Source organism: Cellulomonas sp. ES6, assembly GCF_030053835.1.
Classification (GTDB): Bacteria; Actinomycetota; Actinomycetes; order Actinomycetales; family Cellulomonadaceae; genus Cellulomonas.
The window spans coordinates 1,406,590-1,432,939 of record NZ_CP125655.1 but is presented as its reverse complement, the minus strand read 5'-3'; the positions used below and the strand labels follow the sequence as shown (position 1 = coordinate 1,432,939).

Below are 26,350 nucleotides of genomic sequence, written 5' to 3'. Positions count from 1 at the left end.
GCGCCCCGAGCGCGTCCGGTCCGTGACCCGGCCGCGTCCGGCCCGTGACCAGCCGGCTCCCAGCGGCAGGCACGGACCGGTGGCCGACCCTCGCGGACGCGCTGGTCGCGGGCCCGCTCGCCGCGTCCCGCGCCTCCCGCGCGTCGCCCCCGGCGGTGGCTCCGAGGCGGCACACTGGTCCCGGGGGCCGGGCCGGAGTGCGCCCGTCGTCGTCCCGTCGTCCGGAAGGACTCCCGTGCCCGCTCCCGCCACCAGCCTGCGACTGGTCCCTGCTCCCCGCTCGGTGCGCGTGGGTGACGGGGCGCCGTTCGTCGTCTCGGCCGGCACCACCGTCACCGTGGGCGTCTCCCCGGCCGAGGTCTCGCTCGGCGTGCTGGCGGCGGAGGTCCTGAGCCGCGCCACCGGCGCGACCGTCGAGGTGCGGTACCGCGACGTCGCGGAGCCTACGCAGCCCGGCGACGTGGCCCTGCGCCTGGCGGAGGGCCTGGGCGCGGAGGAGTACCGCGTGGAGGTGGACCCGGACCGCGTGGAGGTGTCCGCCGGCTCGCCCGAGGGGCTCGTGCGCGGGCTCGCGACCCTGCAGCAGCTGCTGCGCCGGGAGGACGGCGCCTTCGTGGCGCCGCCGGTGGTGGTGGAGGACGCGCCGGCGCACGGCTGGCGCGGGCTCTCCGTCGACGTCGCCCGCCACTTCTTCGGGCCGGACGAGCTGCGCGTCGTCGTCGACCTGATGGCCGCGTACAAGCTCAACGTGCTGCACCTGCACCTGTCGGACGACCAGGGGTGGCGCCTCGACCTGCCGTCCCGCCCGGCGCTCGCGGCGCGCTCGGGCGGCACCGCCGTCGACGGCGACCCGGGCGGATTCTTCACGACCGAGGAGTACGAGGCGCTCGTGGCGTACGCCGCGGCGCGAGGGGTGCGCGTCGTGCCGGAGATCGACGTGCCGGGGCACGTGAACGCCGCCCTGCACGCGTACGGCGAGCTGACGCCCGAGGGCGAGCCGACCGAGGCGTACACGGGGATCGACGTGGGCTTCAGCAAGCTGGCGGCGGACCTGCCGGCCACCGAGCCGTTCCTGCGGGACGTGTTCGGGGACGTCGCGGCCGTGACGCCGGGGGAGTACGTGCACATCGGCGGCGACGAGGTGCTCACGATGGGGCACGAGGAGTACGCGCGCCTGGTCGCGATGGCCTCCGACGCTGTCCGGTCCGCAGGCAAGCAGGTCGTCGGCTGGCAGGAGATCGCGACGACCCCGCTGGAGCCCGGCACCGTCGTGCAGTACTGGGACACCCGGATGGACCCGGCGCCGTTCGTCGCGGCCGCGCGTGCGGGTGCCCGGCTGCTCATGAGCCCCGGGTCGAAGGCGTACCTGGACATGAAGTACGACGCCGACACCCCGCTGGGCCTGGAGTGGGCCGGCCACATCGAGCTGCGTGACGCCTACGACTGGGAGCCGACGGCGCTGGTCCCGGGCCTGCCCGAGGGCTCGGTCATCGGCGTGGAGGCGACGGTGTGGACCGAGACGCTGCGCAGCCTGGACGACCTCATGACGATGCTGCTGCCCCGGCTGGCCGCCGTGGCCGAGGTGGCGTGGACGCGCCCCGAGCAGCGCGACTGGGAGGACTTCCGCGCGCGCGTCGCCGCGCACGGCCCGCGGTGGGACGCGCAGGGCCTCGCCTGGTACCCGAGCCCGCAGGTGGACTGGCACGTCGGCTGACGCGGGCCGCCCCTAGATCCAGGACCGCAGCCACATGTGCAGGTGCCAGAAGTCGTACGGCACGACCCACGCCGTCCACACGGGGTAGAAGAACGCGCTGACCGCGAGCACCACCAGCGTCACGGCGACCGTCGCGGCGATCCCGCGCCGGCGCTGCACGTCGTCGCGCGACTGCAGCAGCAGCCCCAGCACGTAGACCAGCGCGAGCACCACCCACGGCGCGAACGCGATGGAGTAGAACGTGAAGATCGTGCGGTGCGCGTAGGCGAACCAGGGCAGCCAGCCCGCGACGACGCCGGACAGCACGGCGCCCGCGCGCCAGTCGCGGCGCACGACGAGGACCACCAGGGCCACCACGAGCGCCACCGCGCCGAGCCACCAGAGCACCGGGTTCCCGAGGGACGTGATCGCCTGCGAGCACGCGTCCGCGCCGCAGGCGTCCCGCGCGGCCGCGCCGGTCAGCCCCGACACCGCGTCGGGGTAGTAGAACGACGTCGGCCGCCACTGCACGATCCACCCCAGCGGGTGGGCGGCGTAGGCGTGCTCCGAGGTCAGGTGCGTGTGGAAGTCCCACATCTGCGTGTGGAAGTGCCACAGCGACCGCAGCGCCGGCGGCAGCCACGTCACTCCCTCGCCGGGGTGCTCGACGGCCCACTGCCGCAGGTACGCCCCGGGGTGCACGAACCAGGACCACCACGTGGCGACGTAGACGAGCGCCGCGGTCGGCACCATGACGAGACCCGCCGGGACGGCGTCGCGCCACAGCGCGGCGAGCGGCCAGCGGCGGACGCCGACGGTGCGGCGCGCGGACGCGTCCCACGCGACGGACAGCAGCCCGAAGACGGCCAGGAAGTACAGCCCGGACCACTTGGTGCCGATCGCCAGGCCCAGCAGCACGGCCGCCGCGAACCGCCACCAGCGCCACCCGAGCCGCGGGCCCATCCCCAGGGCGGCGCCGGAGTTGAGCACGGCGGCCGTCCGCGCGGCGAGCCGGCGGCGCGCCTGGTCGCGGTCCAGCAGCAGCGCGCCGAACGCCGCGAGCGCGAACACCATGAGGAACCCGTCCAGCAGCCCCGTGCGCGAGTGGACGATGCCCTCGCCGTCCACCGCCAGGAACAGGCCCGCCAGCGTGCCGAGCGCCGTCGACGCGAAGAGCCGCCGGCCGATGCGCGCCACCATCAGCACGGCGAGGGTGCCCGCCACCGCGGACGCGAGCCGCCACGCGGCCGACGAGCCGATGCCGCCGCCCACGTGGATCCCGAGCGCCATCAGCCACTTCGCGACCATCGGGTGGACGATGTACTCGGCCTGCTCCTTCAGCGCCGAGCCGTCGCCGGCGGCGAACAGCGGGTTCGCGTCGTCGCCCCACGACCCCTCGTAGCCCTGCACGAGCAGCGAGTACGCCTGCTTCACGTAGTAGGTCTCGTCGAAGACCAGCTCGTGCGGCGTCCCGAGCCGCCAGAACCGCAGCACGCCGCCGAGCACCGTGACGGCGAGCGGCCACAGCCAGCCGGTCACGCGCGCGCGGCGCGTCGCCCCGAGCAGCAGCGTCCGGGTGCCCAGCAGGGCGACCAGCAGCCGGTCGTGGGTGGAGAGCGCGGCCTCGTCCCCGCCGTCGTCGGCGGCGTGGGCCCGGCGCGGCAGGGACGGCCCGGCCGGGTCCGTCGGGCCGGCCGGACGGGTTGGGTCGGCCGGGTCGGACCCGACCGCGGGGCCGTGGGCGTCCGCCGTGACGGGGGCGGTCTCCGGCTCCGGCGCCGTCACCGGGTCCCAGCGGTGGGGCGCGCGGGGCCGCGCCTCTGCCGGCCCCGGCGGGACGGCCTGCGGCGCGGGCGTCTCGTCGGGCTGCGGCACGTCCGCCATCGTAGGGGCGGCCGCTCGGCGCCACCTGGGAGTCCGCGCACCGAGGAGGTGGCAGGCTGGTCGACGTGACCCCCTCTGCCACCGGCGCCGGCCGGCTCGTGCTCGCGGCGACGCCCATCGGCGACGTCGAGGACGCCTCCCCGCGGCTGCGCCGGCTGCTGGCGGAGGCCGACGTCGTCGCCGCGGAGGACACCCGGCGGCTGCGGGCGCTCGCCGCGCGCATGGGGGTGACCGTCGGGGGGCGCGTGGTGAGCCACCACGAGCACAACGAGGCCGCGACCACGCCGGAGCTGCTCGACGTCGTCGCCGGCGGCGGCACGGTCCTCGTGGTCACCGACGCGGGCATGCCCGCGGTGTCCGACCCGGGCTTCCGGGTCGTCGCGGCCGCCGTGGAGGCCGGCCTGACCGTGACCGCCGCGCCCGGGCCGAGCGCCGTGCTCACCGCGCTCGCGCTGTCCGGGCTGCCGACGGACCGGTTCTGCTTCGAGGGCTTCCCGCCCCGCAGGCCCGGCGAGCGGTCGCGGGCGTTCGCCGCGCTCGAGCGTGAACCCCGCACGCTGGTGTTCTTCGAGGCACCGCACCGGCTCGCGGCGACGCTCGCGGACATGGCGGCGGCGTTCGGGGCGGACCGCCCGGCCGCGGTGTGCCGGGAGCTCACCAAGACGTACGAGGAGGTCGTCCGCGACGGGCTCGGGGCGCTCGCCGACTGGGCGGCGTCGCGGGAGGTTCGCGGCGAGATCGCCGTCGTCGTCGCCGGTGCCCCGGCGCGCGAGGTCGCGTCCACGGCGGACCTGGTGGCCGAGGTGCTGGCGCGCGCGGACGCGGGGGAGCGGCTCAAGGACGCGGTCGCCGAGGTGGCGCAGGTCGCGGGCGTGCCGAAGCGGGACCTGTACGCGGCGGCGCTCGCGGCCCGGTCGCGCTGACGGCGGCGGTGCGGTCGCGCTGATCGCGGCGGTCGAGGGCCGGTGACGCGGGACGGCCCGCCGGTCGCGGGCAGTGCGACCGGCGGGCCGTGTGCTCCGGCAGGCGACGGGGGTGTGCACCGACCGGGGTCGTGGAGGGCCGCCCGGGTGGGCGGCCCCGGTCAGGCGGGGTGCACGAGGTCCAGCACGGCGCGCAGGGCGCCGACCTCGACCTGCCCGGGCGCCGAGGCCCGCCCCACCGTGCCGAACGTCGCCGCGGAGCCGAACACGCCGCCGACCAGGCGGGACGCCACACCGGTGGCGGCCATCGACATGGTGATGAGCGGCACCGCGAGCTGCGTGGACGCCTCCCGCGTGGCGGTGAGCAGCGTCAGCACGTCGTCCGCGTCGCGGGGCATCACGGCGATCTTCGCGACGTCCGCGCCCCGGTCGGCCATGAGGTGCAGCCGCCGGACGATCTCCTCGCGCGGGGGTGTGGCGTCGAAGTCGTGGTTGGACGCGACGACCGCCACCCCGGCGGCGTGCGCCAGCGCGACCAGCTCGGCGACGGCCTCCTGCGACCGCATCACCTCGACGTCCACGAGGTCCGCGACGCCGGCCGCCACGACCGCACGGTAGATCGCGACGTACTCGTCGTCCGCGACGGCCGCGAGCCCGCCCTCCGCCGTCGTGCGGATGGTGGCGAGCAGCGGCAGGTCGCCCAGCGCCTCGCGCAGCGCGCGCCCCGCGACGGTCGCCTCGGTGGGGCCGACGACCCCGCGCCCGAGGTGGTCGACGCGCCACTCCACGACGTCCGGGCCCGCCGCGACGACGGTGCGCGCCTCGGCGAGCAGCTCCTCCACCGTGGCGGCGGTCAGCGGCACGACGACGACGGGACGGCCGCCGCCGATCGTGGTGCCGCGCACGGTGACGGGCGTGGGTGCAGGGGTCGGCGTGCTGGTCATGGCTCCTCCTCGGGGCGTCTCAGCCGAACAGCTCGGCGCGCACGTGCTCGACCGGCATCGGCTTGCCGGTCCACAGCTCGAACGCCGCGGCGCCCTGGTGGAGCATCATGCCGAGTCCGTTCATGGTGCGGCACCCGGCGGCCTCCGCCTGCTCGAGGAACGGCGTGCGCGGCGGGCTGTAGACGACGTCGGAGACGAACAGGTCCGGCCGCAGCACGTCGGCCGCCGGCAGCGGGTTCAGCCCCGCCAGGGCGCCCATGCCGACGTTGGTGGCGTTCGCCAGCACGACGGACTCGTCGACGCACGCGCGGAAGTCGTCGAGGTCGTCCAGGTCGTGCAGCACGGCGGTCGCGTCCGTGTGCTCCGCGATGGTGCGCACGGTGTGCTCGGCGACCGGCCAGACGGCGTCGCGGCGGTTGAAGATGTCGATGCGGGCGACGCCGTCGAGGGCGGCCTGGACGGCGATCGCGGTGCCCGCGCCGCCGGCGCCGATCAGGGTGATCCGCTGCCCGACGGGGTCGACCCCGGCCTCCCGCAGGGCGGTCATGTAGCCGGTGCCGTCGGTCACGTGCCCGGTGAGGCGGCCGCCGTCGTTGACCACCGTGTTGACCGCGCCGACGAGGCGCGCGGCGGGGGACAGGTCGTCGAGCATCGGGACGATCGCGATCTTGTTCGGCATCGACACGTTCCAGCCGCGCACCCGCAGGGCCTTGAGGCCGGTGACCGCGTCGGCCAGGCCGTCGTTGTCGACCTCGAAGGCGAGGTACGCGTAGTCGAGGCCGAGCTCGGCGAGCGCGAGGTTGTGCATCCGCGGCGACAGGCTGTGCCGGATCGGGTAGGCGATCAGGCCGAGCAGCTCGGTGTGGCCGGTGATGGCGCGGATCGTTCCGTCGGGCATCGGGACTCCTGTGCTTCGTGGACGTACTCGTTAGTTCATTCTGACGGGACTTCGATCCCGGATCCGGGCCCATGGTCCTGCGATGATGCGTCGGTCCAGGCAGGGCGATCAGGCGAGGGGTGCGGTGATGACCGACGCGGGGCAGGGGGCCGGGGCTTCCGGGGACGCGGGGGCGGGCGGTGCCGCGGTGCCGCGCACCCGCGACGCGGACCGGACCCGCAAGGAGATCCTCGGGGCGGCGATCGAGGAGTTCTCCGCCCGCGGCCTCCTCGGGGCGCGCGTGGACGCCATCGCGGAGCGCATCCACACCACCAAGCGGATGATCTACTACTACTTCGGCTCCAAGGACGGGCTGTACCGCGCCGCCCTCGTCGAGTCGTACCGCGGCACCCGGGACCGGGAGCGGTCGCTGCACCTCGAGGACCTGCCGCCCGAGGACGCGCTGCGCGAGCTCGTGCGCTCCACGCTCTGCTACGACGCCACCCACGAGCCGTTCGTCCGGCTGGTGCTGTTCGAGAACCTCCTCGAGGAGGGGATGATCGGCCACCTCGACGCCGAGACGCGCGAGGTGAACCAGGTCGCGCTCGAGATCCTCGACGACGTGCTGGCGCGCGGCCGGGCGTCCGGGGTGTTCCGCGACGGCCCCGACGCGCCGTCCGCCCTCGACGTGCACCAGGTGATCAGCGCGCTCGCGTTCTTCCGCACCGCCAACCGCTCGACGTTCCGGGAGCTGTTCGGCCGCGACATGCTCGCCGAGGAGACGCGCCCGCAGGTGCGGGCCCTCGTCGAGGACACCGTCCTGCGCCTGGTCCTCGCCACCCCGGCCTGACCCCCGCCGCCCCGGGCTGACGGCTCCGTCCCCGGGCTGACGCCCGCCGCCCGGCCGCCGGCCGACCCAGGCCGCGCCGCAGCCCTCCGCTCGGCCACCGGCGCCACGCGCCGGACCCGTCGAGGTCGTCAGGTCGGGCCGAGGTCGTCAGGTGGACGTGACGACCTCGGCCCTGGCTGACGACCTCGGCCGCGGATGACCACCTCGGCCCTGGCTGACGACCTCGGCCCGCTCCGGGCACCCCCCGCCCGCCGTCCGTCCGCGTACGGGAAACCTGTCACAAAGTCTGGGACCTCCTACCCATCCCCTCGGGCCCGCCGCGCGCCACCGTAGTAACTAACCAGATCGGTACTTACCAGCCCGCCGCGGAGAGGACCTCTCGTGACCGTCGCGCCCCCTGCCCCGTCCGCCACCGCGGACCGCACCCGGCCCGCGCCCCTGACCGTGCGGGTCGACCCCCGCCCGGCCGCGCCCGCGACCCCGCACCTGCTGTCCCCGCTGAGCGTCCGGTCCATGACGCTGCGCAACCGCGTGGTCATGCCCCCGATGGGCACCAACATGGCCATGCCCGACGGCACGGTCTCCGACACCCAGCTCGACTACTACGAGCAGCGCGCCCGCGGCGGCACCGGCCTGATCATCGTCGAGAACATCTGCGTGGCCTTCCCCGCCGGGTCGAACGGCACCACCCAGCTCCGCATCGACCACGACCGCTACGTCCCGCGGCTGTGGGAGCTGACCGAGCGCCTGCACCGGCACGGCGCGAAGGCCGCGATCCAGCTCAACCACGCGGGTGCCTCCGCGAGCCCCGCACGGACCGGGGTGCCCGCGCTGTCGGCCTCCGACGTCCCGTCCAAGCCCGGCGGACCGGTCCCCGTGCCGATGACGCCCGAGCAGATCGCCGAGGTGCCCGCGCAGTACGCCGCCGCGGCGCTGCGGGCCAAGCGCGCCGGGTTCGACGCCGTCGAGCTGCACGCCGGGCACTCGTACCTGCTCTGCCAGTTCCTGTCGCCGCTGTACAACCACCGCACCGACGCCTACGGCGGCACCCCCGAGAACCGCGCCCGGCTCGTCCGGGAGACCCTCGAGGCGGTCCGCGCCGCCGTCGGCCCCACGTATCCCGTGATGCTGCGGATCAGCGCCGACGAGCTGGTCGCGGGCGGCAACACCGTGGCCGACTCGGTCGAGCTGATGCGCCACCTGGTCGACGAGGTCGACGTCATCGACGTGTCCGCGGCGCTCGCCGGCAACCTGCAGTACCAGATCGACCGCATGGACCTCCCGGACGGCTGGCGCGCCGGCATGGCACGCGTGTTCCGCGAGGAGTTCGGCAGGCCGACGATCTCCAGCGGCAACTACCGCGACCCCGCGGTCGCCGAGCGCGTCGTCGCGGAGGGCGACACCGACCTGGTGGCGATCGGCCGGGGGCTCATCGCCGAGCCGTGGTGGGTGCGCAAGGTCGCGACCGGGTGCGCGGACCGCATCCTCGACTGCATCTCCTGCAACATCGGTTGCGCTGACCACCGCATCCGGCTGGACCGCCCGATCCGCTGCACCGTGAACCCGGACATCGTCGGGCACGAGGACTACCTGCGTCGCCGGGTGACCGCCCCGACGCGCGTGGTCGTGGTCGGCGGCGGCGTCGGCGGGCTCGAGGCGGCGTGCACGGCCGCGGAGGTCGGGTGCGACGTGGTGCTGCTCGAGGCCCGGGACGTCGTCGGCGGCGTGGTCGGGGAGGCCGTCCGGCTGCCCGCGAAGCGCCGCATCGCCACGTTCCTCGACCACCTCGTGCGGCGGGCCGCGCGCGCCGGCGTGGAGATCCGCACCGCGACGCCGGCGACCGTCGACCTGGTGCGCGAGCTGGCGCCCGACGTCGTGGTGAACGCGACCGGCTCGCAGCCGCTGCTGCCGCCCGTCCCCGGCCTGCTCGACCGCGTGGACGTCCCGGGGACGCAGGTCTTCTCGATCCTCGGCGCCACGGCCGGCGTCGACGACCTCCCCGCGCTCGCCGGGAAGCCGGTCGTCGTGGTCGGTGCCGGTGCGGTGGGCCTGGACGTCGTGGAGGCCTGCGTCGCCGCGGGCGCCGAGGTCACGCTCGTCGAGCGGCTCGACCGGGTCGCCGGCGACCTCGACCTCATCACCGCGATGCAGATGCGGGAGATGCTCGACCGGCACGACGTGACGGTGCTGACGCGCACGTCGCTGACGGAGGTCGGCGACGGCTGGGTCGAGGTGGAGGACCCCGACGGGTCCCGGCGCCGGCTCGAGGGTGCGGCGACCTACGTGTGCCTGGGCATGCGCGGCGACCGCACGAGCCACGGCGAGCTGGCCGGCGCGTTCCGCGGGACGGACGTGGACGTGCTCGACGTCGGCGACTCGTCGGGCGGCGCGAAGATCATCGACGCCACGGCGGGCGGCCGCGACGTGCTCCTGACGCTCGAGGCCCGCGGCGTCCTCGCACCCCGCTGACCGCACCGCGCTGACCGCACCGCGCTGACCGCGGCGCCGGCCCGCGACCACCCGGCCACCCGCGTCCGCGCGGTCCAGCCGCGTCCGCCGTCGTCGAGAGGGCAGTAGATGGGGCGTTCGTGGACTCGAACCCCCATCTACTGCCCTCTCGACGAGTCGACGAGCCGGCGGGGGGAGCGGGCGCGGATGCAGGGCGGCCCCGTCGCCCTCCGGGGTGACGGGGCCGCTCCGCGTGCGGGACGCGTCATCCCCGGTGCGCGCGCACCGCCTCGGTCAGCGCGGGCACGATCTCGAACAGGTCGCCGACGACGCCGAAGTCCGCGACGCCGAAGATCGGCGCCTCCGGGTCCTTGTTGATCGCGACGACGGTGCGGGAGCCGGACATGCCGGCGAGGTGCTGGCTGGCGCCGGAGATCCCGCAGGCCAGGTACAGGTCGGGGGCGACCTTCTTGCCGGAGACCCCGATCTCGAGGGAGACGGGCACCCAGCCGGAGTCCGCTGCGGGCCGGGAGGCGCCGACGGCCGCGGTGGGGCCGAGTGCCGTCGCGAGCTCGCGCAGCACGCCGAACCCGTCGGCCCCGCCCATCGCGCGGCCGCCGGAGACGATGATGCGGGCGTCCTCGAGCGCGACCTCGCCGGTGTCCTCCGCGGGCACACGCTCCACGAGCGTGGTGCGCGAGGGGGCGGCCGGGAGGTCCTCGACGACGACCTCGGCAGCGGTCCCGTCGGTGGCGGCGGGCGGCAGGACGCCCGGGCGGACGGTGAGCACGGCGACGGCGTCCCGCACCCGGCTGCGGGTGACGGCCGCGCCGCCGAGCACGGTCTTGACGCCCAGCAGTCCGTCACCGGTGCACTCGAGCGCCACGCAGTCCGTGACCAGGCCCGTGCCGAGGCGCGCGGCGAGCCGGGGGGCGACGTCCGCCCCGCGGGTGGTCGCGGCGACCAGCAGCGCGGTCGGGGCGTGCGTGGTCAGCAGGGTGTGCAGCGCCGCCGTCCACGGCTCGGTGGCGTAGTCGGCGTAGCCGCCGGACACGCGGCGGACGGTGTGCGCGCCCGCGGCGCCGGCCCGGGCGACGACGTCGTCCAGGTCCTCGCCGACGGCCACCGCGGTCACGGTGCCGCCGCACGCGTCCGCCAGGCGGCGCGCCTCGGTCACGACGGCCAGGCTCGCGTCGGCGGCGACGCCGCGCTCCGACTCGACCAGGACCCACAGGGTGCAGCTCATCTCGTCCTCCTCACAGGGCGCCGGCGCCGGCGAGCGCGGCGACCAGCTTCTCGGCGGTGTCCCGGGCGTCGGTGCCCTGGATGCGCTGCCCGGGCTCCCGGGCGGGCGGCTCCGCGGTGGCGACGACGACCGCGCGGGCGGCGTCGGGGCCGACCTCGGTGACGCCGAGGTCCGCGGCGGTCAGCACCTCGAACACCGCCTTGTTGGCGGCGAGCTTGGAGCGCACGGACGGGTACCGCGGGGTGTTCACGTACTCGTCGACCGACACGACACCGGGCAGCGGCAGCCGCACGCGGGCGTGCCCGTCCTCGAGCACCTGGGTGCAGACCAGCGCGCCGGGCTCGGCCTCGATCGCGGTGACGGTCGTGACCTGCGGCAGGTCCAGCAGCTCGGCGACCATGGCGGGCACCGCGGCGGTGGCGCCGTCGAACGACCGCGCGCCGGCGAGGACCAGGTCGACCGGGCCGAGGCGGCGCACGGCGGCGGCGAGCACCCGCGCGGTCGCGAGCGCGTCGGAGCCGGCCAGGCCCTCGTCGCTGACGTGGACACCGGCGGTCGCGCCGACGCTCACGCACTCCTTGAGCACCGCCTTGGCGGACGCCGGACCCATCGCGACGACCGTCACGGTGCTGTCCCCGGCGGCCTCCGCCAGCGCGACGGCGGCCTCGAGGGCGTTGCGGTCCACGGGGTCGGTGGTCGCGGGACCGGCGGCCCGGTCGAGCACGCCGGCCGCGGTCAGGCGCGCGCCGGCGAGGTCGTCGGGCACCTGCTTGACCAGGACTGCGATCTGCATCTCTTCTTCCTTCTCTCGGGTACTGCCGTTCGCGGAGGCGGTGTCAGCCGACGGGGACGAGGGCCGCGGCGCGCTCGCGCAGCACGTCCTTGCGCACCTTCCCGGCGGGGGACAGCGGCAGGGCGTCGACCACCTCGACGTGCGCGGGGATCTTGTACTTGGCCAGGCCGCGCGCCAGGAACTGCTCGCGCAGCGCCGGGACGTCCGGGGCGGGCACCCCGGGCTCGAGCACGAGGTACGCGCACACGCACTCGCCGAGCCGGCGGTCGGGCATCGCCACGGCCGCGGCGTCGCGCACCCCGGGGCACTCCCGGAGCACCTGCTCGACCTCCGCGGCGGAGATGTTCTCGCCGCCGCGGATGATGACGTCCTTGGCCCGGCCGACGATGCGGAGGTAGCCGTCGGCGTCGAGCCGGGCGAGGTCGCCGGAGTAGTACCAGCCGTCGGCGTCGAGCACCGCGGCGGTGAGCGCGGGGTCGTCCAGGTAGCCGCAGAACACCTGCGGGCCGCGGGACGCCGCCTCGCCGACCTCACCGACCGGCAGCGGCTCGCGGGTCACCGGGTCGACGACGCGCACCTCGACGCCGGGCACGGGGCGGCCGTCGGTGGTGAGCACCCGCTCGAGGTCGTCGGCGGGGGTGGTGAGGGTGTGCGGGGCGCTCTCGGTGGACCCGTAGACGCTGAGCAGCCGGACCCCGTGGTCGAGCGCCTCGCGGGCGAGCGACCGCGGCACGGGGGAGCCGCCGCAGCACAGGAACCGCAGGTGCTCCGCGACGCGCTCGCCCGGGTCGCACGAGTCGAGCATGCACCGCACGACGCTGGCCGCGGCCATGCCGCACGTGGCGCCCTCGGCGCGGGCCATCGCGACCGCGGACGGCCCGGTCGGCACGTCGAGCAGCAGCGCGGTGCCGCCCACCAGGTACGGCAGCGTGAGGCCGTGCAGGTACCCGGTCGCGTGGCCGAGCGGCGCGGGCATGAGCACCCGGTCGCCGTGGCCGACGCCGAGCATGCGCGCGAACCCCCGCTCCCCGGACAGCACGTTGTCGTGGGACAGCAGCACGCCCTTGGGCCGGGCCTCCGACCCCGAGGTGAACAGCACGGCGGCCACGTCCTCGCCGCGCCCCGGCCGCCGCAGGTCCTCGGGCAGCGGCTCGTGGGTCGCGACGACGTCCGCCAGGTCGGGCACCGCTGTCGCGGGCCGGCCGTTGTGCGGGACGGCGGCGACGGCGACCAGGTGGTCCAGCTCGGCGGCGAGCCGCGCGGCGACGGGCTCGAGGTCGGCCCCCCGGAACCGGGTCGGGACGAGCAGCGCGCGCGACCGGCTGCGGGTGAGCACCTCGCGCAGCTCGGTCTCGCGGTACGCGGTGAGCACGGGGTTGACGACCGCGCCGATGCGCAGGCAGGCCGCGTTCACGCAGACCATCTCGGCCCAGCTCGGCAGCTGGACCGAGACCACGTCGCCCCGGCCGACGCCGTGCCCGCTCAGCCAGGTGGCGATGCGGGCGGCGCGGTCGTCCACCTCGGCGTAGGTGAGCCGGGCGCCGCGCGAGTCGACGACGGCCTCCTGCTCGGGCCCGGCGAGCACGGACAGCCGCCAGTAGTCGTCGAGCGACGCGTCGCCCCACAGCCCCGCGCGCCGCAGCTCCGCCCGCCGGGCGGGGCTCACGACGGCCGTCCCGCGCACGCCGCGCGGGACGGCCCGCCCCGGCGCGCCCTGGTGCCCCACCGCCTCAGCCCTGCCGGTAGGAGACGCCGGCGCCGGCGGCCGGGTAGTCCCAGGAGTAGCCCGGCGCCCCGGTGCGCAGCCGGTCGCACACCAGCCGGCAGCTGCCGCACTCCAGGCAGCCGACGTGGTCGAACGACATGACGTCGGCCGCGTCGTCCCAGGCGTAGCGCTGCGCCGGGCAGGACGTCGCGCAGGCGCGGTCCGAGGGGCAGGTGCGGCACGCGACGGGGTCGATGACGATGTGCGGGTGGTGCTCGTCGGTCTCGAACCGGGTGGCCGCGAGCAGCACGTCGACGGGGCGGGTCACAGCGTCCGCACTCCCTTCAGCAGGGTGCGGGCGGTCCGCACCGGCTTCTTGATCTGGCGGGCGGCGCGCCACAGCGTCGACGCGACGGGCGTCAGCGGCTCGGGGCCCACGTGGTACAGCCCGGTCATCGCGTCGACGGCGAGCTGCGGGTAGACGGTGAACAGGTCGGTCGTCGCGGCCATCCAGTCGTGCGCGCCCCGCGTCGCCCGGAAGTCGCGCAGCAGCCCGGCCTCCAGGCGCTCGCGGTACCCGGACAGCGCGGCGGCGCCCAGCGGCCCGGTGCCGGCCGCGGCGTCCAGCGCCCCGGTCACGGCGTCCGCGGCCGCGATCCCGCTCATGACCGCGTAGTCCATGCCGCGGATCGTGAAGCCGCGGTTGAGGCACAGCCCTGCCGCGTCGCCGCAGACCAGCCAGCCGGCGCCGGACAGCTCGGGCAGCGTGTCGTACCCGCCCTCGTAGACCAGGTGGGCGCCGTACTCGACGAGCTCCCCGCCGGCGACGTAGCGGCCGATCGCCGGGTGCTCGTGCAGCGCCTCGGCGGTGTCGAGCAGCGAGTGCCCGGACTCCTTCCACGCGACGGAGTCGAGCACCAGGCCCAGCGACACCGAGTCGGCGTTGGAGTAGCAGAACACGCCGCCGAACACCCCGCGGGTGACCGCGCCCATGCCGAGCACCGCGGCGCCCTCGCCGGGCCGGACGCCGAAGATGCGGTCGACCTCCTCGCCGGAGCCGTACCGGTAGACGTACTTGGCGCCGACCGCCACGGCGTGCGGGTCGAGCGGCCGGATCAGGCCGGCGCGCTCCAGCAGCAGCGGGTTGATGCCCTCGCAGTCGATGACGACGCGCGCCTCGAGCTCGTCCTCGCCGGCCTTCACGCCCCGGACCACGCCGTCGCGGACCAGCAGGCCCTCGACGGTGGTGGCGGTGACGACCATCGCGCCGGCCTCCTCGCACCGGGCGGCCAGCCACTCCAGCAGCGGCGTGGCGAGGACGGTGTACGACTCCTCGGGCGCGGAGCCGAGCGTGGTGTCGATGTTCACCGCGTCCTGCTCGGTCAGCAGCGAGATGATCTCGCGGGTGACCCGGCGCTGGAGGGGGGCCTCGCGCCAGTCGTCGCCGAGCAGCGCCTGCAGCGCGTAGGTGTAGAGGCGGCCGCCGGTGAGGTTCTTGGAGCCGCACGTGGCGCCGCGCTCGACCAGCAGGACGGAGCGGCCGGCCTGCGCCAGCCGGTAGGTCGCGGCGAGGCCCGCGAAGCCCCCGCCGACGACGATCGCGTCGAAGACCTCCTCGTCCATCAGGCCGACTCGCGCGCCAGCGCCCGGCCGATGACCAGGGCCTGGATCTCGTTGGTGCCCTCCATGATCTGGAAGACCTTGGCGTCCCGGAAGATCTTCTCGACCGGGTACTCCTTGGTGTACCCGTTGCCGCCGAGCACCTGGATCGCCTTGCTGACGACGTCCTGCAGCATGTCGGAGACGAGCATCTTGGTGATGGCCCCCTCCTTGGTGACGGGGAGGCCGGCGTCCATGAGGCGCATCGTGTTGTGCACGAGGCAGCGGGCGGCCTCGGTCTGCGCGGCCATGTCGGCGAGCAGCTTCTGGACGAGCTGGAACTCGATGATCGGCTGCCCGAACTGCTCGCGCTGCCTCGCGTAGGCGACGGCCTCGTCCAGGGCGCGCTGCATCATGCCGACGCAGATCGTCGCCATGAACGCGCGCGAGAAGTCCAGGCCGCGCATGGCGATCCGGAAGCCCTCGCCCTCGGCGCCGACGCGGTGGTCGGCCGGGACGCGCACCTCGTCGAAGACGACGTCGCAGGTGTTGGACGTGCGCAGGCCGCACTTGTCCTCGTGGGTGCCCCAGGAGACACCGGGCCGGTCGGTCTCGACGATGAAGCACGAGATGCCGCGGTGGCCGGCGGCCGGGTCGGTCTTGGCGAGCACGGCGTAGACCTTCGCGATGCCGCCGTTGGTGATCCAGGTCTTGGTGCCGTTGAGCACGTACTCGTCGCCGTCCCGCACCGCGGTGGTGCGGATCGCGGCGGCGTCCGACCCGGCGCCGGGCTCGGACAGCACGAACGCGCCGAGGCCGCCCGGGGCCACCAGGTCGGCGAACAGCTGGGCCTGCTCCGGCGTGCCGGCGAGGATGACGTTGCGCAGCGCGACGAACGTCGACACCAGGGTGATCGCGTAGCCGGCGTCGACCTTGCCGAGCTCCTCGAACACCATCGCGGTGGTCGCGAAGTCCAGGCCGCCGCCTCCGAACTCCTCGGGGATCTCGAGCATGTGCAGGCCCATCTCGAACGCGGGCCCGAAGAACCCGGGCGGCAGCTCGCCGGCCTTGTCGGCGGCGCCGATGTGCGGCGCGACCTCCTTCTGGACGAACTCACGGACCATCGCGACGAGCTCGGACTGCTCCTCGGTGAGGATGAGGGCCACGGGTGTGCTCCTTTGCTGCCCGCCGGCACGGCGGGGTGGGGGACGAGGGGACGCGGGGGCGCGGGGGACGGGGACGGTCAGGGGGCGGCGGGCGCCGGCGCGGCGGGTGCCGCGGGCGCCACCGGTGCCGCGGGTGCGGACGGCGCGGCCGGACCGTGCACGGCGCCGGCGGCCAGCAGGTCGGCGACCTGCGCGGGGGTGTAGCCGAGCTCGGCGAGCACGGCCTGCGTGTCCGCGCCCTGCGGCCGCGACAGCGTGAGCTCGGGGTGGCCCTGGCTGGCGAACCGCACCGGGTTGGTCGGCAGCATCCGCTGCGCGCCGTTGGGGTAGGTCACGGTCCGCAGCACGTCGTTGGCCTGCGCCTGCGGGTCGTCGTAGACGTCCCGGGGGAGCTGGCAGGGGGCGATCGGGAGGTCCAGCGCGCCGAAGGCGGCCAGCCAGTCGGCCGCGGGCCGGCGGGCGAACGCGGCGTCGAGCGCGTCGACGACCTCGGCGTTGCGCCCGGCGGCGTTCATGTCCGCGCACACCCCGAGCACCGGGTCGCCGACCAGGTCCTCGCGGCCGACCACGCGCATGACGGCGTCGTAGTCCCGGTCGTACTCCGCGACGCACAGGGCCATGAGGCCGCCGTCCGAGCCGAGGTAGGTGTTGTTGAACGGGTTGGTGACGGCCCGCCGCGCCTTGGGGTACTCGGCGCCGTACTGCGCCGCGATCATCGCCTGGTTGAGCATGAACACCCCGGAGTGCAGCAGGCTGGCCGTGACGTAGTCGCCCTGGCCGGTGCGGTCCCGCTGCAGCAGCGCGGCCAGGATGCCGGCGGCGAGCACGAACGAGACCTGGAAGTCCCCGTACCCCGACGGCGGCAGCATCGCGGTGCCCTCGCGGTCCCGGGTGGTGGCGAGGACCCCGCCGCGCGACATGTAGGTGGTCATGTCGAAGCCGGCGGCGTCCTTGAGCGGCCCCTCGGCGCCGAAGCCGAGCACCTGGGCCATGACGAGGCGGGGGAACCGGGCGTGCAGCGTGTCGAAGTCGTACCCCAGCTTCGCCAGGGAGCGGACCCGCGTGCTGGTCACGAACACGTCGGCGTCCGCCAGCAGCCGGTCCATGACCTCGCGCCCGCCGGGCGTGCGCAGGTCGACCGTGACGAACCGCTTGTTCATGTTCGCCATGTCGAACCCGGGGTTCTCGTCGTCCGTGCACGGCGTGCCGAAGACGGTGCCCTGGGTGCGGCCGGGGTCGCCCCGCGGCGGCTCGACCTTGATCACGTCCGCCCCCCACTCGCCCAGCACGCGCTGGGTGGTGGGGGCGGCCAGGAACGCCGTCATGTCGACGACGCGCAGACCTGCGAGCGGCTTCATCGTCCGGTTCCCCCCGCCCGTCAGAAGGTGTCGCCGCCGGTGGCGATCAGCCCGCGCGCCGCGGTGATGCGCTGGACCGTGGGAGGGCCCTCCTCGAGCCACATCGCGCGGCAGTCGCGGTACAGGCGCTCGACGGGTCCGTACTCGCAGTTCTCGAAGTAGCCGATGCCGCCGAGGATCTCGAGCATGTTGTCCGAGACGAGCTTGACGGTGCGGATCGAGAACAGCTTGCACATGGCCGCGTGGGTGTCGGCCTCCTCGCCGCGGTCGTAGCGGTCGGCGGTGTCGTGGACCATCTGGCGCAGCGCGTAGATGTGCGTGCCGGACTCGGCGATCATGTGCTGGATCTCCTGGCGGCTGGCCAGCACCTTGCCGAACGTGACGCGGTCCTTGGCGCGGGCGACGGAGATCTCGAGCATCCGCTGGGCCATGCCGAGGTTGGAGTCGGCGATGTGGGCGCGGGACAGGCCGAGCGAGAACATCGCGACGTGGTAGCCCTCGCCGACCTCGCCGAGGCGGTACCTGTCGGGCACGCGGCAGTCGGTGAACCGCAGGCCGGCGTGACCGGCGCCGCGGCAGCCCATCATGTGCTCCATCTCGACGATCTCGTACCCGGGGGTGTCGGTCGGGACGAAGAACGCGGTGAGGCGGTGGTCCTTGTCGGCCTCGGGGTTCGTGAGCGTGATGAGGTAGGTGCCGTCGGAGCAGTCGGTGTGGGAGATGAGGGTCTTCTCGCCGTTGATGACCCAGTCGTCGCCGTCGCGCACCGCGGAGGTCTTGATGTCGGCGCCGGAGCCGGCCTCGGCCTCGGTGAGCGCGAAGTTGATGTACAGCGTCTTGTCCGCGAACCGCGGCATCGCCCAGGTCTTGAGCTCCTCCTGGCCGAAGTCGTCCATGATCCGCCAGTTGAGGCCGGCCGCGTGGTGCAGGTGCATCCGCATGCCGCCGGGCCCGCGGGAGAACTCCTCCTGGACCTGGAAGATCTGCTTGGTCGTCAGGCCCCAGCCGCCGTACTGCTCCGGCAGGTAGAACCGGTAGAGGTTGTGCTTCTTGCCGAGCTCGAAGAACTCGTCCGGGAAGACGTTGGTGTGCTCGATCTCCTTCTGCATCTCGTCGAACGGGCCCTCGGCCAGCTCGCGGATCTCGCGCAGGTACTGCTGGAACTCCTCGTCGGTGGCGGGCTTGTGGTCGAGCACGGGCATCCTCCTCGATGGCGTGGGCCGACGGCGCGGAACGACGGCGTCGTCGTACTCACTAGTTCGTACAAACTCGTGGACAGCCTCGCACCCCGGCCGTGAGGTGCCAGGGACCAACGTCCCCGCACGCGTGCTCGATGGGCGATGTCGCAGGTCAGGGCGCTGCGGATGGGGGTAGACGCCCGTCGCGGGTGACTTTGTGACGCCGCGCTCAAACTCGGGACCTAGGGCCCTGCCGCGGGCCGGGGGAGGACCGATTATGTACTACCGAGTGAGTACCTACGACTGAGCTCCTCAGCCGACCGCCCCCTCGGGGCGCCGACCCCCCGGCGCGTGCCCTTCTGCAGCAGCGTCGCTCGAAAGGCTCGACATGAAGAACCGCTACGCCCCCACCGCGGGGTCCGTGTACCTGTACTTCTTCCTCTACGGCATGGCCGTCATCATCATGTCCCAGAACTCCGCGCACCTGCAGGAGCAGTGGGGCTCGACCGAGGGCAACGTGCTGATGGCCATCTCCGGCATCGGCATCGGCAAGATCATCGGCCCGTCGTTCGCCGGGTTCCTGTCCGACCGCGTCGGCCGCCGCTTCATGGTGCTGACGTCGCTCGGCATGTACACGCTGTTCATGGTGGGCATGCTCGTCAGCCCGACGTGGCAGGTCGGCTTCGCGCTCGCCGTCTGGTTCGGCCTCGCCAACGCGATCATGGACGTCGGCACCTACCCGACGCTCATGGAGTCCTACCCGGACAAGGCCGGCTCCGCGAACATGCTCGTCAAGGCCGCCATCGCCGCCGGTCAGCTCGTGCTGCCGCTCATCATCACGTGGCTCGCCGCCTCCGGGCACTTCTGGGGCCTGCCGTTCATCGGGGCGGCCGTCGTGCTCGTCGTGGTGTTCGTCGTCATGCTGCGCGTGCCGTTCCCGGACTACAAGGCGCTGGCCGCCGAGCAGAAGGCCCGCATCGAGGCCAACGCCGAGAGCGCCGGCGACACCGGGGCCAAGCTCGGCGTCGAGGGCATCGCGCTCGTCCTGTTCGGCTTCACCGCGACGTCGATGTTCTGGCTCGCGCAGAACTCGCTGCCGTCCGCCGGGCAGTACATGGCCGGCATGAGCGAGGGCTCCGCCCGCGGCCTCATCTCCTGGTACGCCATCGGGTCGTTCGCGGGCGTGTTCATCACCGCGAGCCTGGTCGCCAAGAAGTTCCGCCCGGTGACGTTCCTCATCGTCAACCCGGTGGCGGCGGCGCTCGCGTACCTGCTGATGGTCACGGTGCAGAACGCCACGCTGTACCCGTTCCTCGCGTTCGCCATCGGCTACTTCGCCGCCGGCGGCCTGTTCCAGCTGACCGTCGTCGTGCTGGCCGAGTTCTTCCCGGTCCGCAAGGGCGTCGTCACCTCGATGATCGGCCTCGCGTCCGGCCTCGCCGCCTTCGTGCTGCCGTACCTGTCCGGCTGGCTCGTCGACGGCGCCGCCACCAAGGCGTCCGGCTACACGAACGTCGTGTGGGTCGGCCTCGTCGTCTCGGTAGCCTCGGTCCTGCTCGGCGTCCTGGTGCTGATGCGGCACCGCCGGGTGTTCCCCCGGTCCGTGGCCGCCGAGTCCCGTCCCGCGGTCGTCGCCGCCTGAGGGCGGCCGCACCCGACCAGGAGATCCCCACCATGACCGCGCTCGGAACGACGGGCCTGCCGGCCGACGTCACCCCCCGCCAGGCCCGTCGCGCCGCTGTCAGCGCGTTCGTCGGTGCCGTCATCGAGTGGTACGACTTCCTGATCTTCGGGCTGGTCGCCGCCACGGTCTTCAACAAGCACTTCTACGCCTTCGACAGCCCGACCATGAACCTGCTGGCGTCGTTCGCGACGCTCGGCATCGGGTTCCTGTTCCGGCCGCTGGGCGGGCTGTTCTTCGGGCGCATGGGCGACCGGGTCGGCCAGAAGCGCGTGCTGATCGTGACGATGACCGTCATGGGCGCGTGCACCGGGCTCGTCGGGTTCCTGCCGACGTTCGACCAGATCGGCTGGTGGTCGCCGGTGCTGCTCACCCTGCTGCGGTCCGTGCAGGGGTTCGCGGTCGGCGGCGAGTGGGGCGGGGCCGCCCTGCTCGCCGTCCGGCACGCCCCCGCGGGCCGGCGGGCGTTCTACTCCTCGGGCGTGCAGATCGGCTACGCCGTCGGCCTCGTCACCGCCTCGACCGCCGTCTCCGGCATGAGCTACCTCACCGGCGACCAGTTCGAGGTGTGGGGCTGGCGGGTGCCGTTCTGGTCCTCGATCGTGCTGATCGCGGTCGGGCTGTGGATCCGGTCGGGCGTCGTCGAGCGCCCCAAGGAGCCGCAGGCGGCGAGCTCCGCGGCGGCGGGCGGCGTGCGGGCGGCGATCCGGCAGAACCCCCGGGCGTTCCTCGAGATCATCGGCCTGCGGCTCGTCGAGCTGCTCACGATGTACATCGTCACGACGTTCGCGGTGGCGTACGCCGACACGCACCTGGGGATGCCGCGCGAGCAGCTCGTCAACGTCGCGGCGCTGGTGGGCGCGCTCGGCATCGTGTCGATCCCGGCGTTCGCGTACCTGTCCGACCGGGGCGGCTGGCGGCGCAACTACGTGGTCGGCTCGCTGGTCGCCGCGGTGTGCGCGTTCCCGTTCTTCTTCGCCCTGGAGTCCCGGTCGATCGTCGCGATCGCGATCGTGGCGATCCTGCTCATCAACGTCGCCCACGACATGGCGGTCTCGGTGCAGCAGCCGCTCATCACCCAGATGTTCGGCGCCGCGCACCAGAACACCGGGGCCGGGGTCGGCTACCAGGTGGCCTCGGCCGTCGCCGGCGGCTTCACGCCGTTCCTGGCCACGGCCATGCTCGAGGCGGCGCACGGGCGGTGGTGGCCGGTGGCGACCTACCTGCTCGTCGGGTCGCTCGTCTCCGCCGCGGTCGCGGCGTTCGCGGTCCGGCAGCCGGCCGCGGCCTGAGCGCGGTCCGGGCCCGGTCGTCGCGGACCGGGCCCGGGCCGTCCCCGGGTCAGGCGGCGTCCGCCGGGTCCGCCAGCACGAAGCGCAGCACCACGTCCTCGATCATCGCCCGGACGTGCACCGACTCCTGCTCGCCCAGCATGTCCCGGCCGAACAGCTCCCGGAACGTCGAGCGGTTCGACACGCGCTGGAACGCCAGGCCCGAGATGACCTCCTGCACGTCGAGCGCCGTCGGGGCGTCCGGTCCCGCCCGGAACACGCCCTGCTCGCGCCCGCGCCGCAGGATGTCCTCGATGATCGTCACCGCCGAGCGGTTCGCGGCACGCACCTCGTCGGACATCAGGTGGATCGCCCCGGCCTCGAGCAGGTTCTCGAACACCACCAGCCGCACGAACGCCGGGTTCTGCTCGTGGTGCTGCACGTTCGAGCGGACCAGCAGCCGCAGCGCCTCGGCCGGGTCCCGCTCGTCGAGGTGCAGCCCGACCTCCGTGGCCCGGATGCGCCGGTAGGACTCGAGGAGCGCCTCGGCGTAGAGCTGCTCCTTGCTGCGGAAGTAGTAGTAGATCATCCGCTTCGTGGAGCGGGTGCGCTCCGCGATGGCGTCCACCCGCCCGCCCATCAGGCCGTGCGTCGAGAACTCCTCGATGGCCGCCTCGAGGATCTCGCGGCGGGTGCCCTCGGGGTCGCGGCGTGCCACGGCGGTGCGCGCCGTGCCGCGGCGGGCGCCGCCGGGGCCGCCGGGGCCGCCGGGGCCGTCGGTGGGCGCGGTGGTCGCGGTCGTCTCGGGCATGGCGGATCTCCGGTCGTCGTCCCGCGTGCCCCCTGCGAGCACGCGCGGCCGTCCGCAGGTCGGAGAGCCGCGAGGTGCAGTATGAACCACTTGGTACGATCCGCGACGCACCGCGGCACCGACCGCCGCGTCGCCGTACCCCTGGAGGACCGCGTCATGCAGCCCCGCCCCGCCCCGCACGCCGCCGCACAGCCCCCGCTGCCCGAGCACGGCCCGCTCCTGGTGCTCTGCGGCCCGATGGGGTCCGGCAAGACCTCCGTCGGGCAGGCGCTCGCCCGGCGCTGGTCGGTCGAGCTGCGCGACACCGACGACGACGTCGAGCAGCGGGCCGGCGTCACCATCGCCGACATCTTCCTCGCCGAGGGCGAGGACGCGTTCCGCCAGCGCGAGCACGAGGCCGTCGAGGCCGCCCTCGCCGAGCACCGGGGCGTCCTCGCCCTCGGCGGCGGCGCACCGCTGCGCCAGGACACCCAGGAGGAGCTCGCCGCGTACGTCGCGGGCGGCGGCATCGTGGTGTTCCTCGACGTCAGCATCGAGTACGCGGCGCCCCGCGTCGGGCTCGACGACTCCCGGCCGCTGCTGATGGGCAACCCCCGGCAGCGGTGGATCGACATCATGCGCGAGCGCCGGGAGGTCTACGAGTCCGTCTCGACCCTCCGCACGCTCACCGACGGCATGACCGCCGCCGAGGTCGCCAAGGAGATCGAGCGCCGGCTGCGCGTTGCCGCCCGGGAGCGCGCGGAGCACGCCGGGCACGCCAAGCACGGCCCGCACTCCGGCGAGCGTCACTAGCGCCGCGGCGGTCGGGGGCTAGCGTCGGGCCATGGAGTTCCGACGCATCCCGGGCCTGCCGCCGTACGTGTTCACGATCATCGACACGCTCAAGGTCGAGGCGCGGCGCGCCGGCCGGGACGTGGTGGACCTGGGCTTCGGCAACCCCGACCTGCCGAGCCCGCAGCTCGCGGTCGACAAGCTCGCCGAGGCGGCGCAGAACACCCGCAACCACCGGTACTCCGCGTCCCGCGGCATCCCCAAGCTCCGCCAGGCGGTCGCCGACCACTACCTGCGCCGGTTCGGCGTGACCCTCGACCCGGAGACCGAGGTGATCTCGACCATCGGGGCCAAGGAGGGGTTCAGCCACCTCATGTGGGTGCTGCTGCAGCCCGGCGACGCGGCGCTGGTGCCGACCCCGTCGTACCCCATCCACATCTGGGGCCCGTACTTCGCCGGCGCCGACGCCCGCCAGGTGCCGATCGGTGACGGCACGGACGGCGCCGGCTACGTGGACCGCGTGATGGAGGCGTGGGACCTCGGCTGGCCGAAGCCGCGGGTCGTCGTCCTGTCCTTCCCGCACAACCCGACCACCACCACCGTCGAGCTGCACGACCTGCAGCGGCTCGTCGACTGGGCGCGGGAGCGGGACGTCGTCCTCGTGCACGACCTCGCGTACGCCGACATGAGCTTCGACGGCTGGACGCCGCCGTCGATCATGCAGTGCGTCGGCGCCACGGAGGTCGCGGTCGAGCTGTACTCGATGACCAAGTCCTACTCCATGGCCGGGTGGCGGGTGGCGTTCCTCGTCGGGCGGCGCGACGTGGTGGGCGCGCTCGCGAAGCTCAAGTCGTACCTGGACTACGGCACGTTCCAGCCCATCCAGATCGCCGCGACCGTCACGCTCAACGAGGCGACGGAGTACCCGGCGGAGCTGTCCGCCGTCTACGAGAGCCGCCGCAACGCCCTCGTCGACGGCCTGTCCCGGATCGGGTGGGACATCCTGCGGCCGCGCGGGACCATGTTCGCCTGGGCGCGGATCCCCGAGCCGTACCGGGACCTCGGGTCGATCGAGTTCGCCGAGCTGCTCGTGCGCGAGTGCGACGTCGCCGTCTCGCCGGGAGTCGGGTTCGGCCCGGGCGGCGACGGGCACGTGCGGTTCGCGCTCATCGAGAACGAGCAGCGGATCGCCCAGGCGGTGCGCGGGCTGCGCCGGGGGCTCACCCGGCTCTGACGCAGGGCCGCCCGCACCCGCGGGCGCTCACCGTCCGGGGTCGGCTCAGGGTGCGCTCCGGGTGGTCCCCGATGCGGGGCGGGCCGGCCGGCTGGGAGGCTCGGGAGCACGACGCGGGGACGGCCCGCGCCCGGGACGAGGAGACGCACGATGGCACCGCGCACGACGGCACGGCGCAGCGCAGCAGGGCGTACGGCGGCAGGGCGTACGGCGGCAGGGCGCACGGCGGTGCGGCGCCGGACGGCCGGCGCGGTGGCGCTCGGGGCGGTCGCCGCGGTCGCGCTCGGCGGGTGCGTGGCGTCCGCCGGACCGAGCGAGACCCGGGAGGTCGAGGTCGGGGACGTCCACGCCGTGGACCTCGGCACGGGTGGCGAGCTCACCGTGCGGCGCGGCGACCGGGCCGGCCTCACCATCACGGCCGGCGCGCGCACGCAGGACCGGCTGGTCGTCCGCGAGCGCGACGGCGTGCTGCTCCTGGAGGCGGACAGCCGGCCGTTCGGCGGCCTCGGGGACGTCGAGTACGAGCTCGTCCTGCCCCGGGTCGACGAGGTGGCGGTGTCCGGCTCGGGCGACGTCGAGCTGGCCGACGTCACGGGTGAGCGGCTCCGGGTGCTGGTCGAGGGCTCGGGCAGCGTGTCCGCGTCCGGCGTGGACGCCGACCGGGTGGACGTGACGATCGAGGGCTCCGGCGGTGTCGAGCTGTCCGGCCGGGCGGGTGCGGCCAACCTGAGCATCGAGGGCTCCGGCGACCTGGACCTGGAGGACCTCCGGCTGGAGGAGGCGAACGTGTCGGTCGAGGGCTCCGGCGACGTCGAGGTCAGCGTGCGGGACCGGCTCGCCGTGTCGATCAGCGGCTCCGGGACCGTGAGCTACACCGGCGACCCGCGGGTCGAGCAGGACGTCTCGGGGTCCGGCTCGGTCGAGCGCGGCTGACGGCCGGTCAGAGCACGTCGGACCCGGCGACCACCCGCGCCCCGGGCACGGGGCCGGAGGCGGTGAGCACCGAGTCGGCGACCCCGGCGGCGGTCATCGCCGCGGCGATCACGAGCGCGTGCTGCCGGCTGCGGGCCAGCGCCGCGACCGTCGGGCCGGACCCGGAGACGACCACGCCGAGCGCCCCGGCGTCCTCGGCGACGGCGAGGGTCTCCACGAGGCCGGGCGCGAGCTCCACGGCCGCGTCCTGCAGGTCGTTGTGCAGCAGGGCGCCGACCGCCGGCGCGTCCCCCGCCCGCAGCGCCTGCAGCAGCGTGACGTCGGCGTCGGGCTCCGGCCCCGGGTGGCCGCCGCCGAGCGCGTCGAACTCCTCGAACACGCGCGGCGTCGCGAGCCCCTCGTCCCGGACGCCGAACGCCCAGTGGTACTCCCCGCGGCTGAGGGCGGCGGTCAGCAGGTCGCCCCGGCCCGCCCCGACGGCGGTCTGGCCCATGAGCAGGAACGGCACGTCGGAGCCGAGGTCGGCGGCGAGCTCGTGCAGCTCCTCCCGTCCGAGGCCCGTGCCCCAGAACGCGTCGCACGCCAGCAGCGCGGCAGCCGCGTCGGCGGAGCCCCCGGCCATGCCGCCGGCGACCGGGACGCCCTTGTGCAGGTGCAGGTGCACCCCGTCGGAGACGCCGGTGCGGTCGGCCAGGGCACGCGCCGCCCGCAGCGCCAGGTTGCTGCCGTCCGTGGGCACCAGCTCCGACTGCGGCCCGGAGACCGTGACGCGCAGCTCGTCGGCGGCGCTCGCGACCACGTCCTCGTAGACCGAGACGGCCTGGAACACGGTCGACAGCGGGTGGTACCCGTCCGGCCGGCGCGGGCCGACCCGGAGCGAGAGGTTGACCTTGCCCGGCGCCCGCACGCGGACCTCACGGCCGGTGCGGGGGGCGAGGCGCAGGTCGGTCACGGGACCACTGTGCCAGGTCCGGGCGCTGGTGGC

Annotated in this window: 22 protein-coding genes; 9 read left to right on the top strand and 13 right to left on the bottom strand. The window is 74.6% G+C overall.

The features are described from left to right. Window positions 1-235 precede the first annotated feature (235 nt). Complete coding sequence (locus P9841_RS06680) at window positions 236-1,714, top strand: beta-N-acetylhexosaminidase (protein WP_283321254.1); 1,479 nt, start codon at window positions 236-238, stop codon at window positions 1,712-1,714. Window positions 1,715-1,726: 12 nt separating this feature from the next. Here P9841_RS06680 and P9841_RS06675 read toward each other — a convergent pair whose 3' ends face one another. After that, window positions 1,727-3,577, bottom strand: a complete 1,851-nt coding sequence (locus P9841_RS06675) for a dolichyl-phosphate-mannose--protein mannosyltransferase (RefSeq protein WP_502848613.1) — start codon at window positions 3,575-3,577, stop codon at window positions 1,727-1,729. A 65-nt stretch (window positions 3,578-3,642) separates the two neighbouring features. On the opposite strand from P9841_RS06675, the gene rsmI reads away from it, so the two are divergent. Then, entirely contained in the window at window positions 3,643-4,500 is an 858-nt protein-coding gene (gene rsmI, locus P9841_RS06670; protein ID WP_349306934.1) for a 16S rRNA (cytidine(1402)-2'-O)-methyltransferase, read from the top strand. Between the two features lie 161 nt (window positions 4,501-4,661). On the opposite strand, the gene aroD is transcribed toward rsmI, so the two are convergent. Both aroD and P9841_RS06660 read right to left on the bottom strand, forming a co-directional pair. After that, window positions 4,662-5,444, bottom strand: a complete 783-nt coding sequence (gene aroD / locus P9841_RS06665) for a type I 3-dehydroquinate dehydratase (RefSeq protein ID WP_283321251.1) — start codon at window positions 5,442-5,444, stop codon at window positions 4,662-4,664. 19 nt (window positions 5,445-5,463) lie between these two features. After that, window positions 5,464-6,342: a shikimate dehydrogenase gene (locus tag P9841_RS06660; RefSeq protein WP_283321250.1), complete on the bottom strand. Its 879-nt coding sequence runs from the start codon at window positions 6,340-6,342 to the stop codon at window positions 5,464-5,466. A 127-nt stretch (window positions 6,343-6,469) separates the two neighbouring features. On the opposite strand from P9841_RS06660, the gene P9841_RS06655 reads away from it, so the two are divergent. Together P9841_RS06655 and P9841_RS06650 are read left to right on the top strand one after the other, a co-directional pair. Continuing rightward, window positions 6,470-7,171, top strand: a complete 702-nt coding sequence (locus P9841_RS06655) for a TetR/AcrR family transcriptional regulator (protein WP_283321249.1) — start codon at window positions 6,470-6,472, stop codon at window positions 7,169-7,171. 381 nt (window positions 7,172-7,552) lie between these two features. Continuing rightward, window positions 7,553-9,640 (top strand): oxidoreductase, encoded by a 2,088-nt coding sequence (locus P9841_RS06650; protein WP_283321247.1) that lies wholly within the window; start codon window positions 7,553-7,555, stop codon window positions 9,638-9,640. 244 nt (window positions 9,641-9,884) lie between these two features. Here P9841_RS06650 and P9841_RS06645 read toward each other — a convergent pair whose 3' ends face one another. From P9841_RS06645 to P9841_RS06610, 8 genes are all read right to left on the bottom strand, one after another. Continuing rightward, entirely contained in the window at window positions 9,885-10,865 is a 981-nt protein-coding gene (locus P9841_RS06645; RefSeq protein ID WP_283321246.1) for an electron transfer flavoprotein subunit alpha/FixB family protein, read from the bottom strand. Window positions 10,866-10,875: 10 nt separating this feature from the next. Continuing rightward, window positions 10,876-11,658, bottom strand: a complete 783-nt coding sequence (locus tag P9841_RS06640) for an electron transfer flavoprotein subunit beta/FixA family protein (RefSeq protein ID WP_283321245.1) — start codon at window positions 11,656-11,658, stop codon at window positions 10,876-10,878. Between the two features lie 43 nt (window positions 11,659-11,701). Further along, window positions 11,702-13,324 (bottom strand): AMP-binding protein, encoded by a 1,623-nt coding sequence (locus P9841_RS06635; RefSeq protein ID WP_283321244.1) that lies wholly within the window; start codon window positions 13,322-13,324, stop codon window positions 11,702-11,704. Between the two features lie 64 nt (window positions 13,325-13,388). Next, a complete protein-coding gene (locus P9841_RS06630) occupies window positions 13,389-13,691 on the bottom strand; it encodes a ferredoxin family protein (protein WP_283321243.1) in 303 nt (100 codons plus the stop codon). Further along, a complete protein-coding gene (locus tag P9841_RS06625; protein ID WP_283321242.1) occupies window positions 13,688-14,986 on the bottom strand; it encodes an FAD-dependent oxidoreductase in 1,299 nt (432 codons plus the stop codon). The genes P9841_RS06630 and P9841_RS06625 overlap by 4 nt, the downstream gene beginning before the upstream one ends. After that, window positions 14,986-16,128 carry an acyl-CoA dehydrogenase family protein gene (locus tag P9841_RS06620; RefSeq protein WP_283321241.1) on the bottom strand — a complete coding sequence of 381 codons (1,143 nt, stop codon included), beginning with the start codon at window positions 16,126-16,128 and terminating at the stop codon, window positions 14,986-14,988. The genes P9841_RS06625 and P9841_RS06620 overlap by 1 nt, the downstream gene beginning before the upstream one ends. Window positions 16,129-16,205: 77 nt before the next feature. Continuing rightward, window positions 16,206-17,486, bottom strand: a complete 1,281-nt coding sequence (locus P9841_RS06615) for a CaiB/BaiF CoA transferase family protein (protein ID WP_283321240.1) — start codon at window positions 17,484-17,486, stop codon at window positions 16,206-16,208. A 20-nt stretch (window positions 17,487-17,506) separates the two neighbouring features. Beyond that, window positions 17,507-18,682, bottom strand: a complete 1,176-nt coding sequence (locus tag P9841_RS06610; protein ID WP_283321239.1) for an acyl-CoA dehydrogenase family protein — start codon at window positions 18,680-18,682, stop codon at window positions 17,507-17,509. A gap of 370 nt (window positions 18,683-19,052) precedes the next feature. Between P9841_RS06610 and P9841_RS06605 the strand changes: the two genes are divergently transcribed. Both P9841_RS06605 and shiA read left to right on the top strand, forming a co-directional pair. Continuing rightward, entirely contained in the window at window positions 19,053-20,306 is a 1,254-nt protein-coding gene (locus P9841_RS06605) for an MFS transporter (RefSeq protein ID WP_283321238.1), read from the top strand. Between the two features lie 32 nt (window positions 20,307-20,338). Further along, on the top strand, window positions 20,339-21,637 hold the full coding sequence (shiA, locus tag P9841_RS06600) for a shikimate transporter (RefSeq protein WP_283321237.1): 1,299 nt from the start codon (window positions 20,339-20,341) through the stop codon (window positions 21,635-21,637). 49 nt (window positions 21,638-21,686) lie between these two features. Here the strand turns inward: shiA and P9841_RS06595 are convergent, their stop codons facing one another. Then, on the bottom strand, window positions 21,687-22,427 hold the full coding sequence (locus P9841_RS06595; RefSeq protein ID WP_283321236.1) for a TetR/AcrR family transcriptional regulator: 741 nt from the start codon (window positions 22,425-22,427) through the stop codon (window positions 21,687-21,689). Between the two features lie 156 nt (window positions 22,428-22,583). Here P9841_RS06595 and P9841_RS06590 point away from each other — a divergent pair, with 156 nt between their 5' ends. From P9841_RS06590 to P9841_RS06580, 3 genes are all read left to right on the top strand, one after another. After that, window positions 22,584-23,219, top strand: coding sequence for a shikimate kinase (locus P9841_RS06590; RefSeq protein ID WP_283321235.1), 636 nt, complete (start codon window positions 22,584-22,586; stop codon window positions 23,217-23,219). A gap of 31 nt (window positions 23,220-23,250) precedes the next feature. Continuing rightward, window positions 23,251-24,432, top strand: coding sequence for an aminotransferase class I/II-fold pyridoxal phosphate-dependent enzyme (locus tag P9841_RS06585; RefSeq protein ID WP_283321234.1), 1,182 nt, complete (start codon window positions 23,251-23,253; stop codon window positions 24,430-24,432). A 228-nt stretch (window positions 24,433-24,660) separates the two neighbouring features. Continuing rightward, window positions 24,661-25,365, top strand: a complete 705-nt coding sequence (locus P9841_RS06580) for a head GIN domain-containing protein (protein ID WP_283321233.1) — start codon at window positions 24,661-24,663, stop codon at window positions 25,363-25,365. 7 nt (window positions 25,366-25,372) lie between these two features. Here the strand turns inward: P9841_RS06580 and P9841_RS06575 are convergent, their stop codons facing one another. Then, window positions 25,373-26,317, bottom strand: a complete 945-nt coding sequence (locus P9841_RS06575) for a 4-(cytidine 5'-diphospho)-2-C-methyl-D-erythritol kinase (RefSeq protein ID WP_283321232.1) — start codon at window positions 26,315-26,317, stop codon at window positions 25,373-25,375. Window positions 26,318-26,350: the final 33 nt, after the last annotated feature.

Excerpts from the sequence above, each read along its gene's own strand:
- P9841_RS06675 (WP_502848613.1), bottom strand. The coding sequence starts at position 3,577 with ATGGCGGACGTGCCGCAGCCCGACGAGACGCCCGCGCCGCAGGCCGTC.
- aroD (WP_283321251.1), bottom strand. The coding sequence starts at position 5,444 with ATGACCAGCACGCCGACCCCTGCACCCACGCCCGTCACCGTGCGCGGC.
- P9841_RS06660 (WP_283321250.1), bottom strand. The coding sequence starts at position 6,342 with ATGCCCGACGGAACGATCCGCGCCATCACCGGCCACACCGAGCTGCTC.
- P9841_RS06655 (WP_283321249.1), top strand. The coding sequence starts at position 6,470 with ATGACCGACGCGGGGCAGGGGGCCGGGGCTTCCGGGGACGCGGGGGCG.
- P9841_RS06645 (WP_283321246.1), bottom strand. The coding sequence starts at position 10,865 with ATGAGCTGCACCCTGTGGGTCCTGGTCGAGTCGGAGCGCGGCGTCGCC.
- P9841_RS06640 (WP_283321245.1), bottom strand. The coding sequence starts at position 11,658 with ATGCAGATCGCAGTCCTGGTCAAGCAGGTGCCCGACGACCTCGCCGGC.
- P9841_RS06625 (WP_283321242.1), bottom strand. The coding sequence starts at position 14,986 with ATGGACGAGGAGGTCTTCGACGCGATCGTCGTCGGCGGGGGCTTCGCG.
- P9841_RS06615 (WP_283321240.1), bottom strand. The coding sequence starts at position 17,486 with ATGAAGCCGCTCGCAGGTCTGCGCGTCGTCGACATGACGGCGTTCCTG.
- P9841_RS06605 (WP_283321238.1), top strand. The coding sequence starts at position 19,053 with ATGAAGAACCGCTACGCCCCCACCGCGGGGTCCGTGTACCTGTACTTC.
- shiA (WP_283321237.1), top strand. The coding sequence starts at position 20,339 with ATGACCGCGCTCGGAACGACGGGCCTGCCGGCCGACGTCACCCCCCGC.
- P9841_RS06595 (WP_283321236.1), bottom strand. The coding sequence starts at position 22,427 with ATGCCCGAGACGACCGCGACCACCGCGCCCACCGACGGCCCCGGCGGC.
- P9841_RS06590 (WP_283321235.1), top strand. The coding sequence starts at position 22,584 with ATGCAGCCCCGCCCCGCCCCGCACGCCGCCGCACAGCCCCCGCTGCCC.
- P9841_RS06585 (WP_283321234.1), top strand. The coding sequence starts at position 23,251 with ATGGAGTTCCGACGCATCCCGGGCCTGCCGCCGTACGTGTTCACGATC.